16 protein-coding genes are annotated in these 17,762 nt (G+C 31.8%); 13 read left to right on the top strand and 3 right to left on the bottom strand.

Annotation, left to right across the window (positions count from 1 at the left end; all coding sequences use genetic code 11):
- Positions 1-1,296: an exo-beta-N-acetylmuramidase NamZ family protein gene (locus LX78_RS10410; RefSeq protein WP_109682603.1), complete on the bottom strand. Its 1,296-nt coding sequence runs from the start codon at positions 1,294-1,296 to the stop codon at positions 1-3.
- On the opposite strand from LX78_RS10410, the gene LX78_RS10405 reads away from it, so the two are divergent.
- The 4 genes from LX78_RS10405 (at position 1,297) to LX78_RS10390 (ending at position 7,039) form a co-directional block, all read left to right on the top strand.
- The gene (locus tag LX78_RS10405; RefSeq protein ID WP_109682602.1) at positions 1,297-2,532 is read left to right on the top strand and encodes an ABC transporter permease; all 1,236 of its coding nucleotides are present in this window, start codon (positions 1,297-1,299) and stop codon (positions 2,530-2,532) included. It begins immediately after the preceding gene.
- Positions 2,533-2,658: 126 nt separating this feature from the next.
- Positions 2,659-4,206: a DUF1214 domain-containing protein gene (locus LX78_RS10400; protein ID WP_109682601.1), complete on the top strand. Its 1,548-nt coding sequence runs from the start codon at positions 2,659-2,661 to the stop codon at positions 4,204-4,206.
- A 58-nt stretch (positions 4,207-4,264) separates the two neighbouring features.
- The gene (locus LX78_RS10395; protein WP_109682600.1) at positions 4,265-5,851 is read left to right on the top strand and encodes a DUF1254 domain-containing protein; all 1,587 of its coding nucleotides are present in this window, start codon (positions 4,265-4,267) and stop codon (positions 5,849-5,851) included.
- A gap of 207 nt (positions 5,852-6,058) precedes the next feature.
- On the top strand, positions 6,059-7,039 hold the full coding sequence (locus tag LX78_RS10390; RefSeq protein ID WP_109682599.1) for a PLP-dependent cysteine synthase family protein: 981 nt from the start codon (positions 6,059-6,061) through the stop codon (positions 7,037-7,039).
- Positions 7,040-7,140: 101 nt separating this feature from the next.
- On the opposite strand, the gene LX78_RS10385 is transcribed toward LX78_RS10390, so the two are convergent.
- Positions 7,141-7,542, bottom strand: coding sequence for a hypothetical protein (locus LX78_RS10385; protein ID WP_109682598.1), 402 nt, complete (start codon positions 7,540-7,542; stop codon positions 7,141-7,143).
- A gap of 180 nt (positions 7,543-7,722) precedes the next feature.
- The gene (locus LX78_RS10380) at positions 7,723-8,487 is read right to left on the bottom strand and encodes a hypothetical protein (protein WP_109682597.1); all 765 of its coding nucleotides are present in this window, start codon (positions 8,485-8,487) and stop codon (positions 7,723-7,725) included.
- Between the two features lie 159 nt (positions 8,488-8,646).
- Here LX78_RS10380 and LX78_RS10375 point away from each other — a divergent pair, with 159 nt between their 5' ends.
- The 9 genes from LX78_RS10375 (at position 8,647) to LX78_RS10335 (ending at position 17,745) form a co-directional block, all read left to right on the top strand.
- A complete protein-coding gene (locus LX78_RS10375; RefSeq protein WP_109682596.1) occupies positions 8,647-9,918 on the top strand; it encodes a DUF2851 family protein in 1,272 nt (423 codons plus the stop codon).
- 16 nt (positions 9,919-9,934) lie between these two features.
- Positions 9,935-10,162, top strand: coding sequence for a PspC domain-containing protein (locus LX78_RS14935; protein WP_109307798.1), 228 nt, complete (start codon positions 9,935-9,937; stop codon positions 10,160-10,162).
- Between the two features lie 9 nt (positions 10,163-10,171).
- Positions 10,172-11,197 (top strand): potassium channel family protein, encoded by a 1,026-nt coding sequence (locus LX78_RS10365; protein WP_109682595.1) that lies wholly within the window; start codon positions 10,172-10,174, stop codon positions 11,195-11,197.
- Positions 11,198-11,287: 90 nt separating this feature from the next.
- Complete coding sequence (locus LX78_RS10360; protein ID WP_109682594.1) at positions 11,288-12,964, top strand: alanine/glycine:cation symporter family protein; 1,677 nt, start codon at positions 11,288-11,290, stop codon at positions 12,962-12,964.
- Between the two features lie 19 nt (positions 12,965-12,983).
- Positions 12,984-13,850, top strand: coding sequence for a ComEA family DNA-binding protein (locus LX78_RS10355; RefSeq protein WP_109682593.1), 867 nt, complete (start codon positions 12,984-12,986; stop codon positions 13,848-13,850).
- Positions 13,851-13,863: 13 nt separating this feature from the next.
- On the top strand, positions 13,864-15,030 hold the full coding sequence (locus LX78_RS10350; RefSeq protein WP_109682592.1) for an acyl-CoA dehydrogenase family protein: 1,167 nt from the start codon (positions 13,864-13,866) through the stop codon (positions 15,028-15,030).
- Between the two features lie 14 nt (positions 15,031-15,044).
- On the top strand, positions 15,045-16,463 hold the full coding sequence (locus tag LX78_RS10345) for a carboxypeptidase-like regulatory domain-containing protein (RefSeq protein ID WP_109682591.1): 1,419 nt from the start codon (positions 15,045-15,047) through the stop codon (positions 16,461-16,463).
- Positions 16,464-16,546: 83 nt separating this feature from the next.
- Positions 16,547-16,741 carry a 30S ribosomal protein S21 gene (gene rpsU / locus LX78_RS10340; protein ID WP_109682590.1) on the top strand — a complete coding sequence of 65 codons (195 nt, stop codon included), beginning with the start codon at positions 16,547-16,549 and terminating at the stop codon, positions 16,739-16,741.
- A gap of 113 nt (positions 16,742-16,854) precedes the next feature.
- Positions 16,855-17,745 carry a tyrosine-type recombinase/integrase gene (locus tag LX78_RS10335; protein WP_109682589.1) on the top strand — a complete coding sequence of 297 codons (891 nt, stop codon included), beginning with the start codon at positions 16,855-16,857 and terminating at the stop codon, positions 17,743-17,745.
- Positions 17,746-17,762: the final 17 nt, after the last annotated feature.

The following is a 17,762-nucleotide window of genomic DNA, read 5'->3' as shown; positions in this document are numbered from 1 at the left end:
TTATGGATACAATAAATAGTTTTTTCTAATTTTCTTAAAAGCTTCAAGATCTTTTTGCCAAGTGGCTTTAATGTCTTTTTCACTTAAACCGGCTTCTATTTGCTGCTGCAATTTTGCAGTTCCTGCATGCTTCGTAAAATTAGCAGTATTAAACACTTTGCTTTTGTCTGTAGCGTTGTTATAGGCTTTCATCAACCATTTTAAAGACACTTGGCCATGTAATGTGTCGTTTGATAAATCCTCACCATAACAAAGAACATCTTTGTGTTTTGGATTTTTAGCTCCAAAATTTTCTTTTGGTGTGTAAGTAAAGTTGAAAACATTCTTATCTAAAAAAGGAGCTCCATAACGTTGAAATTGAAATTCCGTTCCACGACCTGCATTTATATTTGTTCCTTCAAAAAGACCCAGACTTGGATAAAGCTTTATAGCTTGATCGCTAGGAAGGTTAGGTGAAGGTCTTATAGGTACATGATAAAAAGTGTCGTGAGTATAATTCTTAACAGGAATAATGGTAATGTTACATTGTGCTTCGTTTTCTAGCCACTTTTCACCATTAAGCATTTGTGCGAATTCGCCAATGGTTAAACCATGAACTAATGGAATAGTATGCATACCTAAAAAGCTTTTGTTTTCAATTTCAAGTGTTGGACCATCAACATAATGCCCATTTGGATTTGGTCTATCTAAAATAAGTAAGGGAATATTTGCTTCTGCACAGGATTCCATCATATAATGTAAGGTTGAAATGTATGTGTAAAAACGCACACCAACATCTTGGAAATCGAAAATCATGATATCCAGATTCTCTAAAGCAGCTTGAGTTGCTTTTTTGTTTTTTCTGTAAAGTGAAATTATTGGTAATCCAGTTTTTGTGTCTTTATCATTTTCAACCAATTCTCCAGCATCTGCAGCACCTCGAAAGCCATGTTCTGGAGAAAATACTTTTATTACATTTATATTTAGCGCAACTAAAGAATCTACTAGATGCGTATAATTATCTTCGCTAGCCTGCCTGTCAACAGACAGGGATTTGGACGACGTGGCATTCTCTTTAAATATAACACTGGTTTGGTTACCAACTACACCAACACGTTTTCCTTTTAGTAAAGGCAAATATTTTTCTGTTTGATTGGCACCAACTATAATACTATTGTCATTACGAGGAGCTTGCGACGAAGCAATATCTTCATTGTTATGCCCACCTTCAACACTTGAAAAGTTTCCACAAGAAATGAGTATTAAAACAAATAATAAAACTGTATTTTTGAGGTGAATAAATTTTATTTGCATCATTTGAAATTCGAATATTTTATAGCCAAACGCATAATTGATAGTAAAGCGTATAAAAGTAGTGTTTCGGCACCAATAATAAAAATTGGTATTGCTGCAATTGCTATTGGAATTGTGGTGATGATGATTGCTATTGCTACAGGAATTGGACTTCAACAAAAAATAAGAGAAAAAGTGGTTGCCTTTAATGGCGACATTATTATTTCTAATTTCGATAGCAATAATTCACAGGAAAGTGGACGTCCTGTTTCATTGAATCAAGATTTTTATCCTGAATTCAATTCGGTTCAGGGCATCAATCATATCCAAGCAGTTGCTACTAAATTTGGAATTATTAGAACAGAAACAGATTTTGAAGCTATTATTCTAAAAGGCGTTGGAGCAGATTATAAATGGACTTATTTTCAAGATTTTTTAAAAGAAGGAAGACTACCAGATTACGCAAAAGAGCGAAACGAAGAAGTATTAATTTCTGAATATTTAGTAAATAGGCTAGGCTTTAAGTTAGACGATACGTTTACAGCCTTATTTAGAAAAGAAGACCCAAACAAGCCACCAAGCATGATTACTTACAAAATTGTAGGCATTTATAATTCTGGTTTTAAGGATTTTGATGAAACATATGTTATTGGAGATTTACGGCATTTACAACGTCTTAATAAATGGGAAGACAATCAAGCTGGACATTTTGAAGTTTTTGTAGATGATTATAGCAAATTAAACTTAATCTATAACGACATTTATAACAACACACCATCATTATTAAACGTAATAACGGTAGAGCAAAAATTTGGGTCTATTTTCGAATGGATTAAAATTTTCGACAAAAACATATATGGCATTATTGGTATCATGATTCTGGTTGCAGGCATTAATATGATTACAGCTTTACTGGTTTTAATATTAGAACGAACTCAAATGATTGGCGTTTTAAAAGCGCTTGGATCAAATAATTGGACTATTAGAAAAATCTTTTTATACAATGCATCTTATTTAATTACTCTAGGATTAATTTGGGGAAATATTCTTGGCTTAGGCTTATTGTTCTCACAAAAATATTTCAAACTTTTTCCATTAAATCCAGATGTGTATTATGTAACTGAAGCTCCAGTTTACATAAGTTTAAGCTATATCTTAGCCTTAAACATAGGGACTTTTGTTCTCTGTTTGGTTATGTTGTTATTGCCTTCGTATCTAATCACGAAAATTTCGCCAGTAAAAGCAATTCGTTTTGAATAGCATTGCTTCTTAAACTTAAAAAACATTAAACCATAATTAATCAATTTAAATTATTAATTTCATCATACAGAAACCTTTTAATAGGTATTATGTGCATAAATAAACACTAATCAAAACAAATATATTATGAAAACTAAATTAAAATTACTGTTAGCAGTTGTATCAGTATTCTTTAGTTGCAATCGACCAGTATCAAAAGAAACCACAACTATTGGCAATACGGAAAATGCTAATGAAAATGCAGTGTCACTTGTAGATGCGACTTTGCAAGGCGATGAATTAATCAAAACCGATTTTGGTGATATTCAAATGGAACAAACCTTTATTACCAAAGAATCTATTGATAAGCTGAATCACCAACTGTACCTTCAGCGTGCAGTTTCTATTTACGAATGGTCACTGCCAGTGGTATCATTTCAAAAATGGTACAACGCCAGTTCTGAAGTATATGGTGCAAACGATTTAGATTTTGTTGAAAACAAGTCTTTCGATGAAAAAGTTGGTATTCTAACCGCTAATGCGACTACACCTTATGTAATTGGTTGGGCAAACCTTGCCAATACAGGTCCTGTAGTTATTGATTATCCAGCAGGTCCTTCAGCTGGTGGTGTATTAGATTTTTTCCAACTTTCATTGGGCGACTTAGGATTAGCTGGTCAAGACAAAGGGAAAGGTGGAAAATACCTGATTATTCCAAATGGTTATGATGTTTCAAAACTAGATACGAAAGGGTATTTTGTAATTAACGCTACCACCAATAAAATTATGATTGGTACCAGATTCTTATCAACTGATCAAGCAGAAGTTGACAAGATGAAAGATAACTTTTTGATTGGAAAATTTGGTGAACCATTGAAACCAGCAAAATTTATTTCTAATACAAACAAACGTTTTTCGGGTGTCATGCCAAGTGGATATGCATATTTTGAATTGGTGCACCAGTTTATTCAAGATGAACCGATGGTGCAACAAGATAAAATCTTCTATACTTACATGAGGTATTTTGGGATTGAAAATGGTCAACCATTAAATCCATCAGCAGAACTGAAAAAGACCTTGACTGAAGGTGCCAAATTGGGAGAATTGATGTCTAGAGCAAACCAGATTGAGCCAAGAGAAGACAAACCTTATTATGACAATACTACTTGGTACAGATTGATGGGTAATTTCCCATTAACCAAATCAAGCAAGACAGATTACTATTTAGATGAAAGCAATGAATATTATTTCGAAGCAGTAACAGTAACTGCAGGTATGAAATCGAACACTCCTGGCCCTGGAACTACTAGTTATTTAACCAACAAAAAAGACAAAGACGGTAATTTCTTATTGGGTTCTAATACATACAAAATCCATATTCCAGCAGATATGCCAGCTTCAAATTTTTGGGCGTTTACTATTTATAGCGAAGTGACACGTTGTTTCATAGACAATACAGAGGCAAAAGATAAACTAAGAGCTACTAGCATTGACTCGAGAGATAAGGAGTTAAAAATAAATGACGATGGTAGTGTTGATTTGTACATAAGTCATACATCTCCTGAAGGTAAGGAGAGCAACTGGGTTCAAACCAATGAAGATGAAGGATGGTTCCCTGTATTTAGAACCTATGGTACTCAGCAAGCATTCTTTGATAAAACATGGCAGCTTGGCGATATTGAATTGATGAAATAACATTATATAATTTATTAAATAAAAATGAATCAAACAATCAATTAAAAACCTTTTAAGTATGAATTTAAAACACAAATTGCCATATGCCATCGGTGTCTTTTCCCTTTTGGCTATAATCAACTGCAAAAATACTAGTGAAGAGAATAAAGTAGAAGACGTGGTAGTCGAAACGAGTTCACTAGAATCGATAAAAGAAAAGTACAATACAGATATTCCTGATAAAATATTGACTCCAGATGTGGTAGAAACAAGGCTAGGCACCTTAAACTTCTTCGATGGACTGCCGTCTGAAGAAACCACAAAAAAAGTATACGACAATCTCGACTTTATGAGAGGTGTTGAAACATTTTTAAACGGAATTCCAGCGACTTCTATAGAAGGTATTAGGTTGGGTTTGGAAGAAGCAGGTGCTAACACGTCGAATCAAGTAGTTATATTCGATGAATTAATGGATTCTAATCCATTATTTTTAACAGGCAATACTAGTACGGTGTATGCAACCACTTTTCTCGATTTAAAAAATGATGGACCTACAGTTGTAGAGATTCCTGCAGGTTGTGGCCCAGGTACTGTAAACGATGCTTATTTTAGATTTGTAGTAGATATGGGTGCTCCTGGTCCAGACAGGGGTAAAGGAGGTAAATACTTAATACTACCACCCGATTTTGATGGAGAAACACCAGAGGGCTATTTTGTGGCCAAATCTACAAGCTATGTCAATTGGCTTATTCTTAGAGGCTTCTTAGTAGATGGAAAACCAGATTTCTCATCAGAAATGTTTCGTAACGGTTTAAAAATTTATCCGATAAAAGATAAAGATAAACAACCTTCTATGAAATTCATTAATAGTTCGAAAAAGCTGTTTAACACTATTCATGCAAACAATTTCGATTTTTTCAAAGAACTAAACGATGTCATTCAACGAGAACCGGTTTCTTTCTTAGATCCAGAATTACGTGGTTTGTTTGCAAGTATTGGAATAGAAAAAGAAATCCCATTTAATCCAGATAATAGAATGCAAGACATCTTAACAGATGCCGTAGCTGTAGGAAACGCCACGGCTCGGGCAATAACATTTAAAACTAGAGAGAAAGAATCATCTATTTTTGAAACTGGACATTGGGAATCTGGTTTTATTGGTGGTAGTTATCAGTGGTTGAAAAGTGATGGTAAAGGAGGGCGATTCTTAGATGCACGAACACGCTTTTTCTATGCAGCTACAGTAAATACCCCAGCTATGGTCTTAAAAATGATAGGTAAAGGGTCACAATATGCTATAGCTTTTCTAGATGCAGACGGCAACTATCTTGATGGTAAAAACAACTATACCCTTAATATTCCTGCAAATGTGCCGGTAAAAGATTTTTGGTCGGTGGTGATGTACGATCCACAAACACGTTCAGAATTGCAAACCGGACAGGCTTTACCTAGCGTAAGTAGCCAAAGAACACCATTAGTAAAGAACGAAGATGGATCTGTTACCTTGTATTTTGGAGCGACAAATAGTGCTCCCGAAGGTAAAGAAGCCAATTGGTTACAGTCGGTAAAAGGCAAAGGATTTTTTGTGATTTTTAGACTCTATGGTCCACTAGAACCTTGGTTTGACAAAACATGGCAGCCTGGTGATTTTAAATTGGTGAAATAATATACACTACATATAAAAAGGATTTAAAAAAACCGATGACAAAGTCTCGGTTTTTTTACTTTAAAGTTTGCCTAAAAAAAAAGCTTTTTAAATATTTGGTTGCAAACATTCAAATAATATATACTAAAATTCCAAAACTTAATTCTTTTTAAAATGTATTCATGAATTCATAGCAAAAACCTACCTTTGCAGCTGAAAATTTTTAGAATGGATTACGCGAAAAATATCTTAGAAACCATTGGAAACACACCTTTGGTTAAAATAAATAAATTAACTGAAGATTTACCTTGTTTGGTATTAGCAAAATACGAAACCTTTAATCCTGGAAATTCTGTAAAAGACAGAATGGCTCTTACCATGATTGAAGATGCCGAAGCAGATGGACGTTTAAAACCTGGAGGAACTATTATTGAAGGGACTTCTGGTAATACAGGAATGGGTTTGGCTTTAGCAGCTATTGTTAAAGGTTACAAATGTATTTTTGTAATGGCAGACAAGCAAAGTAAAGAAAAAACAGACATACTTCGAGCTGTAGGAGCAGAAGTTATTGTTTGTCCTACAGATGTAGACCCAACCGATCCACGTTCGTATTATTCTGTATCTAAACGTTTAGGTGAGGAGATTCCTAACTCTTGGTACGTAAACCAATACGATAATTTAAGCAACACCAAAGCGCATTACCAAAGTACTGGTCCTGAAATTTGGAATCAAACTGAAGGAAAAATTACTCATTTTGTTGTTGGTGTTGGTACAGGTGGAACTATTTCTGGAGTAGGAAGATATTTAAAAGAACAAAATCCAGATGTAAAGGTCTGGGGAATAGACACCTATGGCTCTGTATTTAAGAAATATCATGAAACAGGGATTTTCGATGAAAAAGAAATCTATCCTTATGTAACCGAAGGCATTGGTGAAGATATTTTGCCTAAAAATGTCGATTTCGACATCATTGATGGTTTTACAAAAGTAACCGATAAGGATGCAGCTGTTTACACCCAATTATTAGCAAAGAAAGAAGGTATGTTTTTAGGAAACTCTGCTGGAGCTGCTATTAAAGGTTTGTTGCAATTAAAAGAACAGTTTACAAAAGACGATGTCGTTGTGGTTTTATTCCACGATCATGGAAGTAGATATGTAGGTAAAATGTTCAACGACGAATGGATGAAGAAAATGGGTTATATCGATTAATCTGTCATTCAGAAGGAGTGAAACGACCGAAGAATCTTAATAAATTAAAAAAACCTGAGTATTTAGCTCAGGTTTTTTTTATTATGTTTTAATTTAAAATATTATTTATTCAATGGCGCACCAACTGCAATAGCACAATCGTGACCAGCTTGTCCATGAGGAGGATTCATTCCTGGGGCAGTCTGAGTCTGAACAGGAGATGAACTTCCAGGGTTTACTACTGGAGATGAACTTTTACTACCATCTAAAGGCGCACCAACTGCAATAGCACAATCGTGACCTGCTTGCCCATGAGGAGGATTCAAGCCTGTAGCAGTCTTAACTGGCGTAGAAGTAATAGAAACATTATCAGAATTACTTTCTGGTGTGTTAGTTACTTGTTTTGCTGGTTCTTCTTGTGTAATTGTTTGGTCTGTAGCACTATCTGTTTTTTTAGAATCAGATTGATCGCATCCGGAAAATAAAATCATTCCGAAAAATAAAATTCCTATATAGGTCTTCATAGATTTAAGTTTTTTGTGCCATTAAAAGATGGCTGATTGTTTGAAGGTGCTAATATATGGAATTATTAACTTTCTTCTATATTAACTGAAGCTTACCATTTTATAGCGTTATATACGTATCATGGTAATTAATTGTTACTAATGGTTATTAAATAGTTTTGCTTTTAAAAATATTAACCCTTAGAAATTAAACCCTAAACGTATTTCGGGACCAAAGGTATCAATGTTATAAGCAAAATAATCTTGTCCACTTCCAGTTTCGTAATCAATACCAATATATCTATAACCAATCATTAAATTGAAAAGATCTGAAAATTTATAACCAGCATCTAATTGTATTTGCCATGTAAACTCCGAGCCTATTCCAAAGCCTCCAATATCTCCTTTTACATTTAAAAGAAAATTGTCTTTTATTACATTATGAGATCGAATAACTATAATAGGGTCAATCCAAGTTTCAGTAATATCTGCACTTCTATCTTGAAATACAAAAGAAAAATCTGCATCTGCACTTACACTCACTAGCCTCATACCTATACCAGCTTCAAGCATAGGAAGGATTCGTCTATAACCATCCAGTTCCCATAAAGTTTCTTTTACTTCCAGTTCGCCACTTTGCACTAATGAAGATGGTGTTACATCTTCGCCAAGTTTCATATAAACAAAGTCTGATGTTATTGCCCAATTTTCATTTTTAGCCTCAAGATAAAGCATAGCTCCCATTTTAAGATGACTAAAAATATTATCGGTATCTGCATCTACACCTAATGAAGGTAAATTTTCTCGAATTTGTGTATCTCCTTTCATATTAGGAAACATTAAATAAGGTTCTACTAAAAAGCTCCAGGAGGTGTTTTTAGTTTCTGAATTTGAATCGCTTGAATCCTGTGCAGTAATAAATAAACTACTTAGTAGAAAACAAGTAAGAATAACTTTTTTATACATTTTATTTTTTTTAATATTTAAACCAAATAATACTAGCTTAAAGATATAATATTAAAATCATTCTTTTAGGGAAAAATAAGAATTTCTATGGTCTTATTAATTGTAGTTTAACAGAGGTAATTTGGATATTGAATTTTTGTATCTTGTACTTTTAATATTATGCAAGAAGACTTTTTACATTATATCTGGCAACATAAAAAAGTAAATAGCAATCATTTGCAAACGACACAACATGAGCGTCTAGAAATTGTTTCAGTAGGACAACAAAACACCAATTCTGGGCCAGACTTTTTTAATGCACAACTTAAAATTGCAGAGCAGCTTTGGGCTGGAAATGTAGAAATTCATATTAAATCTAGCGATTGGTTTGTGCATAATCATGAAAGTGATAAAGCTTATGATAATGTAATTTTGCATGTGGTTTGGGAACATGATACTGAAATTTTTAGAAAGAATAATTCCATTATTCCAACCTTGGAGCTTAAACAATATATAGATGCCAATGTATTACAGAACTACAATAAATTATTTGCAGCAAAAAATAAATGGATTAATTGTGAAACAGATTTTCATGAAATTGATGAGTTTGTCTTAAATAATTGGTTAGAGCGTATTTATTTTGAACGTTTAGAGAGAAAATCAAAAACTATTGAAACGTTATTGGAAACTTCAAAAAATAATTGGGAAGCCGTTTTATTTAAAATGTTAACCAAAAATTTTGGTTTGAAAGTAAATGGCGACTCATTTTTTAGTTTAGCCAATTCGATAGATTTTTCAATTATTAGAAAACTTCATGCAAAACCTAAATCATTAGAGGCTTTAATGTTTGGACAAGCTGGGTTTCTGGATGAAGATATTCAAGATGTTTATTATTTAGAGTTAAAAAAAGAGTATGAGTTTTTAAATCAAAAATTTAATTTAAATAAAGACCAAGTTATTCCAGTTCAGTTTTTTAGATTAAGACCTCAAAATTTTCCAACTATTAGGCTTTCACAGCTAGCAACACTTTATCATACAGAACAACATTTGTTTTCAAAAGTTATAGAAATAAATACAATAGATGGGTTTTATAAATTGTTTTCAGTAAGCACATCAGAATTTTGGAAATCACATTATACATTTCAAAAAGTATCTAAATTAAGTCAGAAAAAAATAACTAAATCATTTATAGACTTGTTACTTATTAATACCATTATTCCTCTTAAATTTAGTTATGCAAAAAGTCAAAATGAAGATATTAACGAAACTATATTAAAGTTACTACAACAAATACCTTCAGAAAAAAATAGCATTATTTCTGCATTTAACAGTTTAAAACAGGTGTCAAAATCTGCTTTGCAATCTCAAGCCTTACTTCAATTAAAAGAAGAATATTGCAATAAAAATAAATGTTTGCAATGTGCAGTTGGTAATGCTTTAATCATCAAATAAATTATTAAATTGCAGCATGAACATTTTTTATAAAATCTTACTTTATTTTCAAAAGCATGGATATTACGTTTGCCAGCGTATTGCTGACAGATTTGGAATTAGAGCAAAGGTGGTGAGAACTTCTTTTTTATATTTAACCTTTGTAACCTTAGGTTTTGGATTTGCACTATATCTGTTTATTGCTTTTTGGATGCATATTAAAGATTTACTTTATACAAAACGTTCGTCAGTATTCGATTTATAAACTCAAAAAATGCATAACCCTTTAATAAGACTTTTAAGATCTAAAATCTACACGGCAATATTATTGTTAGTTGTTTTGTTAAGTGCAGGAGTTATTGGATTTAAAGTATTATCTCAACTAACATGGATTGACGCTTTTTACATGACTGTAATAACCATTACAACTGTTGGTTATGGAGAAGTACAGCCATTGGATGACACTTCTAAAATATTCACTATATTTTTAATTCTTACAAGTGTTGTAATAGTTGGTTATGCTATAAGTATTATTACAGAGTATATTATAAGTAAAAATAATTTTGAAGGACTAAAACAAAAAAAGATGCAAAAAAAGATTGATAGTCTTAAAAACCATATTATTATTTGTGGTTTTGGAAGAAATGGTAAGCAAGCAGCTACAAAATTATTAGCTTATGAAAAGCCATTTGTAATTATAGAACGGGAAAAAGAAATTGCAGAAAAATTTCAAAGCGTGTTATTTCCTTTCGTTATTGGTAATGCTAATGAAGACGAAACACTTATACAAGCTGGAATAGAAAGAGCAAGTACATTAATTTCAGCATTACCTAACGATGCCGATAACTTGTTTGTAGTACTTTCTTCTAGACAGATTAATAAAAACATGAATATTATTAGTCGTGCATCTCAAGAAACATCCTATAAAAAACTAAAACTTGCTGGAGCAAACAACGTGATTCTTCCAGATAAGATTGGAGGAGACCATATGGCATCATTAGTTGTTGTACCTGGTTTATTAGAATTTATTGATAATTTATCTATTGTTGGAAAGTCTAATATTAATATTGAAGAAATTTCTGTTGAACAATTATATGATACTTCTGAAATAAAAACTATTAGAGATTTAGATCTTCGTAAAAAAACCGGTTGTAGTATTATAGGATATAAGGATGCAAATGGAGAGTATTTAATAAATCCTGAAGCAGAATTGAAATTAGTGCCTAATTCTAAAATAATAGTTCTAGGAAGACCAGAGCAGATACAGACTTTAAATTCAGTTTATAATATTCAACACTAAAATACTTTTTAACTAGAGATGTTTTAAAAAATCATTTTTTTTTAGCATCTTGTCACACTAATAAAAAAAACTAACTAATTAAAAATTCTTATGAAGAAATATCTTCTTTCAATTTTAACCCTTATCACACCTATCTTAATCTTTTCACAAGAAGCAGAGAAAGGGTTAGACGAGAAAATTAACGATGCCTTTATGCCAATTGCAGTTTGGTGGGAAGGATTTATATTAACTACTGTACCAATTGGAGAATATAATATTCCTTTTGTTGTTTTGCTATTAGTTGGAGGCGCTACGTTTTTTACTATTTATTTTAGATTTCCAGCCATTACAAAGTTTAAAACAGCTATTAATACTGTTAGAGGTAAATATGTTGATATTGAAAAGCATGGTGTTGATAAGTTATATAATAATGATGAAGCCCTTGCAATTGAAGATATTAAAGATACCATTCGTGACGAAAGCGCTCATGGTGAAGTATCTCACTTTCAGGCTCTGGCAACAGCAGTGTCTGGTACAGTTGGATTAGGAAATATTGCAGGTGTTGCAGTAGCTATTGGTCTTGGAGGTCCTGGAGCAACATTTTGGATGATTATATGTGGACTAATTGGAATGTCTACGAAATTTGTAGAATGTACTCTGGGTGTAAAATATAGAGATGTTGGTGAAGATGGAACGATATATGGAGGTCCAATGTATTACCTTTCAAAAGGACTTAAAGAAGTAGGTTTTGCTAAAATAGGTAAGGTCTTAGGGATTATATTTGCTATTTTATGTGTTGGTGCTTCTTTTGGAGGTGGTAATGCATTTCAATCTAACCAAGCAGCTGTACAAATTAGTTCCATGCTTCAGTTAGAAGGAGGTTCCAATGGTGTAATTATTGGAATTATTTTAGCTGTTTTAGTTGGAATTGTTATTATAGGTGGAATTAAAAGAATCGCTAGTATAACAGAGAAAGTGGTTCCTTTTATGGCAGGAATTTATATTGTTGCCTCCCTAATAATTATTTTTGCAAACTTTAGCGATATTGGTTTAGCCTTTAAATTGATTATAGAAGGAGCATTTACGCCTATGGCTGGACTTGGTGGTTTAGTTGGTGTTTTAATTGTAGGTTTTCAACGTGCAGCTTTCTCAAACGAAGCTGGCGCAGGATCTGCTGCAATTGCTCACTCTGCTGTAAAAACAAAATATCCAGCATCAGAAGGTGTAGTTGCTTTACTAGAGCCATTTATTGATACTGTAGTTATTTGTACCATGACAGCTTTAGTTATTATTTTCTTTAATATTAATGGAACAGATGTGCAATCCGTATTTAATTATTCTGCAGCACATGGTAGTAGTGTTCTTTTAAATGAAACTGGTTTACCAATTAATGGTGTAGATTTAACCTCAATGGCTTTCGATTCTGTAATACCACATTTCTCTTATGTGTTAACAGTTGCTATTGTGTTATTTGCTTTTTCTACTATGATATCGTGGTCTTATTATGGATTACAATCTTGGAAATACCTATTTGGTAAAGGAAAAGTAGCAGATTTAGTTTATAAAATATTATTCTTATTATTTGTAGTAATTGGAGCTGCAGCAACACTAGATGCTGTTATAAAATTCTCTGATGCTATGATTCTGGCATTAGTATTCCCAAATATGATAGGTTTATTCTTCTTATTCCCAAAAGTAAGAGACGAAATGAAACGTTATATTGGTGCCATTACTGCTAAAAAAGAAGCAATTGAAGATGGAGCTGTAGATGTTACAGAACATATGTAAAATATAAAAACCTCATAAAATGAAATCCCATTTCACGTTTACAAAAAAACAACGGAATGGGATTTTCTTATTATTACTCATCATTATCCTTTTGCAAGCTGTTTATAGTTTTGTTGATTTTTCATCTAAAGTACCTCAAGTAAATGAAGAAGAATTATTAATTTTCCAAAATGAAATAGATTCTCTTCGTCTGGTTGAAATTGAAAATCGAAAACCAAAAATATACCCATTTAATCCTAATTTTATTACAGATTATAAAGGCTATACACTTGGAATGACTAATGAAGAAATAGATAGGCTATTACAATTTAGAGCAGAAGATAAATGGGTTAATTCTGCAGAAGAGTTTCAAAATGTGACAAAGATTTCAGATTCTTTGCTAGCTATAATTTCACCTTATTTTAAATTTCCGGAATGGATTACTAATCCTAAGCCTAAATCCAATTATTCATATCAAAATAATAATGAGCCTAAAACATTTGAACAGAAACAAGATTTAAATACTGCTTCGGCTTCGCAACTTCAAAAAGTAAATGGCATAGGAGAGGCGTACTCAAAACGTATTGTTGCTTATCGAAATAAATATGGAGGCTTTATTGCAGATGTTCAGTTACAAGAGGTTTATGGGTTGTCTCCAGAAGTTATTGAACGCATTACAGAACAATTCACTGTAAAAACTCCTAGGCAAGTAGAAAAAATACATTTAAATACAGCAACTATTGAAGAATTGGTAACCATTCAATATATAGATTATGAGGTTGCTCATCACATTATAGAACAAAGAACCTTAAGAGAAGGTTATAATTCTTTAGACGAATTATTAAAAGTTAAAAGCTTTCCAGCGAATAAAATCGAGATAATTAAATTATATTTGAAGCTCAATTAATAAAGAAAAAAGTATGAATAGTATGTACTTCACAGAAGAACATCAAATGTTTAGAGAAAGTCTCCAAGATTTTTTACAGAAAGAAGTAGTTCCTCACATTGAAAAATGGGAAAAAACCGGAACGGTTGAACGTTTTATTTGGAAAAAATTTGGCGACATGGGATTTTTCGGATTAGCTTATCCTGAAGAATATGGAGGTTTGAATCTTGATTTATTTTATACTGTAATCTTCTTAGAGGAACTTCAAAAAATAAATTCTGGAGGTTTTGCAGCAAACATGTGGGCTCATGCATATTTAGCCATGACGCATGTTAATAAAGAAGGAAGCCACGAAATAAAAGAAAAATATTTAGCACCAAGTATTACTGGAGATAAAATTGGTTGTCTTTGTATTACAGAACCTTTTGGAGGTAGTGATGTTGCTGGAATGAGAACGACAGCTATAAAAAAAGGAGATTCTTATGTTATTAATGGTTCTAAAACCTTTATTACTAATGGTGTTTATAGCGATTATTTAGTAGTTGCTGCCAAAACAGATCCAGATGCAGGACATCGTGGAATGAGTATTTTTATCATGGATAGAGATACACCAGGAATTTCTGCTACCAAATTAGATAAGTTAGGATGGAGAGCTAGTGATACAGCAGAAATTGCTTTCGATAATGTTACGATTCCTGCTAGCAATTTAATGGGTGAAGAAGGTAAAGGTTTTCCATACATCATGCAGCATTTTGCTTTAGAAAGATTGATTATGGGAATCAATTCGCATGCCAGAGCAGAATTCGCTTTAGATTACGCCAAACAATACATGAGCGAACGTACAGCTTTTGGAAAAACAATCAATAAATTTCAAGCCTTAAGACATAGATTCGCAGAATTATATACAGATATGGAAATCTGTAGAGAGTTTAACTATTCTGTAGCTTACAGACTTAATAAAGGCGAATATGTTGTAAAGCAAGCTACCATGTCTAAATTGAAATCGACTAAGATGGCAGACGAAGTAATATACGACTGTCTGCAATTTTTAGGTGGTTATGGTTATATGGAAGAATATCCTATGGCTAGATTATTACGCGATAGTAGACTTGGTCCAATAGGTGGAGGAACATCGGAGATTCTTCGTGAAATTTTAGCAAAAATGATTTTAGACGATAAGAATTATAAGCCTGCTACTTAATTAAATAATTAAATATGAAGCTTTCCCATTTCAAACATATTTTAGGTCTAGTTATTTTATTAGTTAGTTTTTCAACGTTTTCGCAAACCGAATTAAAAAACACAGTATTTGATACAGAATCTTTTCTGCCATTAGAAAGTGCAAGTGTGTATGTTAAAAATACGACAATTGGTACTATAACAAATGCAGATGGGAAATTTGTTTTATTGGTTCCTCAAAAATATCAGAGCGACACCTTAGTCATTTCTTCTATTGGCTTTAAAAGTTATAAGATTCCAGTTAATGAATTCGACAATACATTCGATGTTTATTTAGAATCAGATGTTGCGTCTTTAGACGAAATTCTTCTGGTTGCCGAAACAAGGCCAAAAACAGGAAACGATATTGTACTTAGAGCGCTAGAAAGACTATCAGAAAATCTTCCGGATTCTTCATATTTACAAAAAGGATTTTTAAGACATAAAGAACGAAATAAAAAAGAATTTAAATGGTTAATTGAAAGTGCTATTACGCTTTACGATTCTAGTTCTGCAACGTCTTCAGAAGAGTATCTTAAAATAAATGTAGATCAAGTTAGAAAAAGTTACGATTTAAGAGATGTTGATAGCTTACTAGCTTATACTTCGTATTTAAAATATCAAGCAAGAAATGTTAACCTACAAGCTAAAAACTTAAAGCGAGATACTATTCAAACAGCTTCCTTAGTAAAAGCCATTAAATGGAATGATAATAGAGTTAATGGTTTACAAAACTTATTTCAAGGAAAATTAAATCTTTTAAGAAATTCAAGCGATTCTAAAGCTTTGTTTGATGAGAACATACTTGAAAAGCATCAGTTTGAACTAGATACTGTTTTAGTTGACAACGATAGAAAAATATATAAAATTAAAATTTCTGAAAGTTCAGATTTTATAAATCTAAACACAAAAGGAATTTACAACGATGGTTACAAAGCCGAAGGTTGGTTATATATTTATTGGGACACCTATGCAATTAAAAAAATAGAATATCAACTTGTTGCAGCTTCCGATATTCAGAAAAACAGAAGTAAATCATTATTCGATACACATCTCAATCATAAGTTGATAATTACTTATATGGAATATGAAGATAAGATGTATCCAAATTATATTTATTACGAAACTCCTAAACTGGTAAATGTAGGTTATAAACCAACAGACAGTAAAGATGAATCTAATTACGATAAGGACGAAAGATACTATTACACAGTACAAGAAATATTGTTTACAGAAATTATTTTAGATAAAGAAATAATTGAAGAAGCCTTAAATCAAGAATGGGATTCCGACATATTTTCACCTAAACCATATAACAAATCATTCTGGAAAAACTATAACACCTTACTTGAAAGTGAAGAAGAAGAAAAGCTGATTCAAGACTTAACAAAAAGGTCTACATTATTTAAAGAATAATTTTTAAAAAAAAGAATTGTCAATTCTAAATTAGTTTTTATATTTGCGCCTTGAAATTCTAAAAGAGAGGAGGTTAAGACACTATGTTAATAATACCAATTAAAGAAGGAGAAAATATAGATAGAGCGTTAAAGCGTTACAAGAGAAAGTTTGATAGAACTGGAACAAAACGCGCACTACAAACACGTAAGCAGTTTGATAAGCCATCTGTAGTACGTAGAGCTCAAATACAAAAAGCACAATACGTTCAAAATTTAAGAGATCAGGAAAACATCTAATATCTTTATTTTGTTAAATCATATAAAAATCCTGCATTTGCAGGATTTTTTTTGTTATTTACTTAACCTTCTTTTTAAAGTTATTATATTTACTAAACACTCAAAACCTACAAATGTCTTTTCAATCGTTTATAGACTATTTATTACTCGAGAAGAAATACTCGAAACTTACTATAAAGGCATACCAAAAAGATATAAATGAATTCTCAGAATATATAAATTTAGAATTCGATTCAAATGCAATTGAAACAGTCAACTATTCACAGATTAGAAGCTGGATTGTAAGCCTAGTTGAGAAAGGCATTATAAATAGAAGCATAAACCGAAAAGTTTCAGCTTTAAATTCTTATTATAAATTTTTATTAAAGACTGAAAGTATTCAGTCAAACCCTTTAGCAAAACACAAAGCCTTAAAAACAAGTAAAAAAATTCAAGTTCCTTTTTCTGAAACAGAAATAGCGACAGTCTTAGACGAAATACATTTTGAAGATACTTTTGAAGGTATAAGAAACAAACTTATTATAGAGCTTTTTTATTCTACTGGAATTAGAAGAATAGAATTAGTAGAACTTAAATTAAAAGATGTCGATTATTCTAATAAAACGTTAAAAGTTCTTGGAAAAAGAAATAAGGAACGTTTTGTTCCGTTAATAGAATCAGTAATTCAAACATTGAAGGATTATATTATATCGAGAAACCAATTACTAAGTATAGAAGATTCAGACTATCTTTTTTTAACAAAAAAAGGAGTTAAAATTTATGAAACACTTGTTTACCGAATAATTAATGAGTATTTTAGTTTAGCATCAAGTAAGGTAAAAAAGAGTCCGCATATTTTAAGACATTCTTTTGCAACTCATTTACTAAACCAAGGTGCAGATTTAAATGCTGTAAAAGAATTACTAGGACATACAAGTTTAGCTGCTACACAAATATATACTCATAATAGTATTGCAGAATTAAAAAAAGTGTATCTAAACTCACACCCTAGAAGTAAAAAGTAATTTATTTAACCTATTGT

The organism is Xanthomarina spongicola (genome assembly GCF_003148645.1).
GTDB classification, from domain to species: Bacteria; Bacteroidota; Bacteroidia; order Flavobacteriales; family Flavobacteriaceae; genus Xanthomarina; species Xanthomarina spongicola.
Note: the sequence above shows the minus strand (reverse complement) of the source record. Positions and strands in the feature narration are given on the sequence as shown.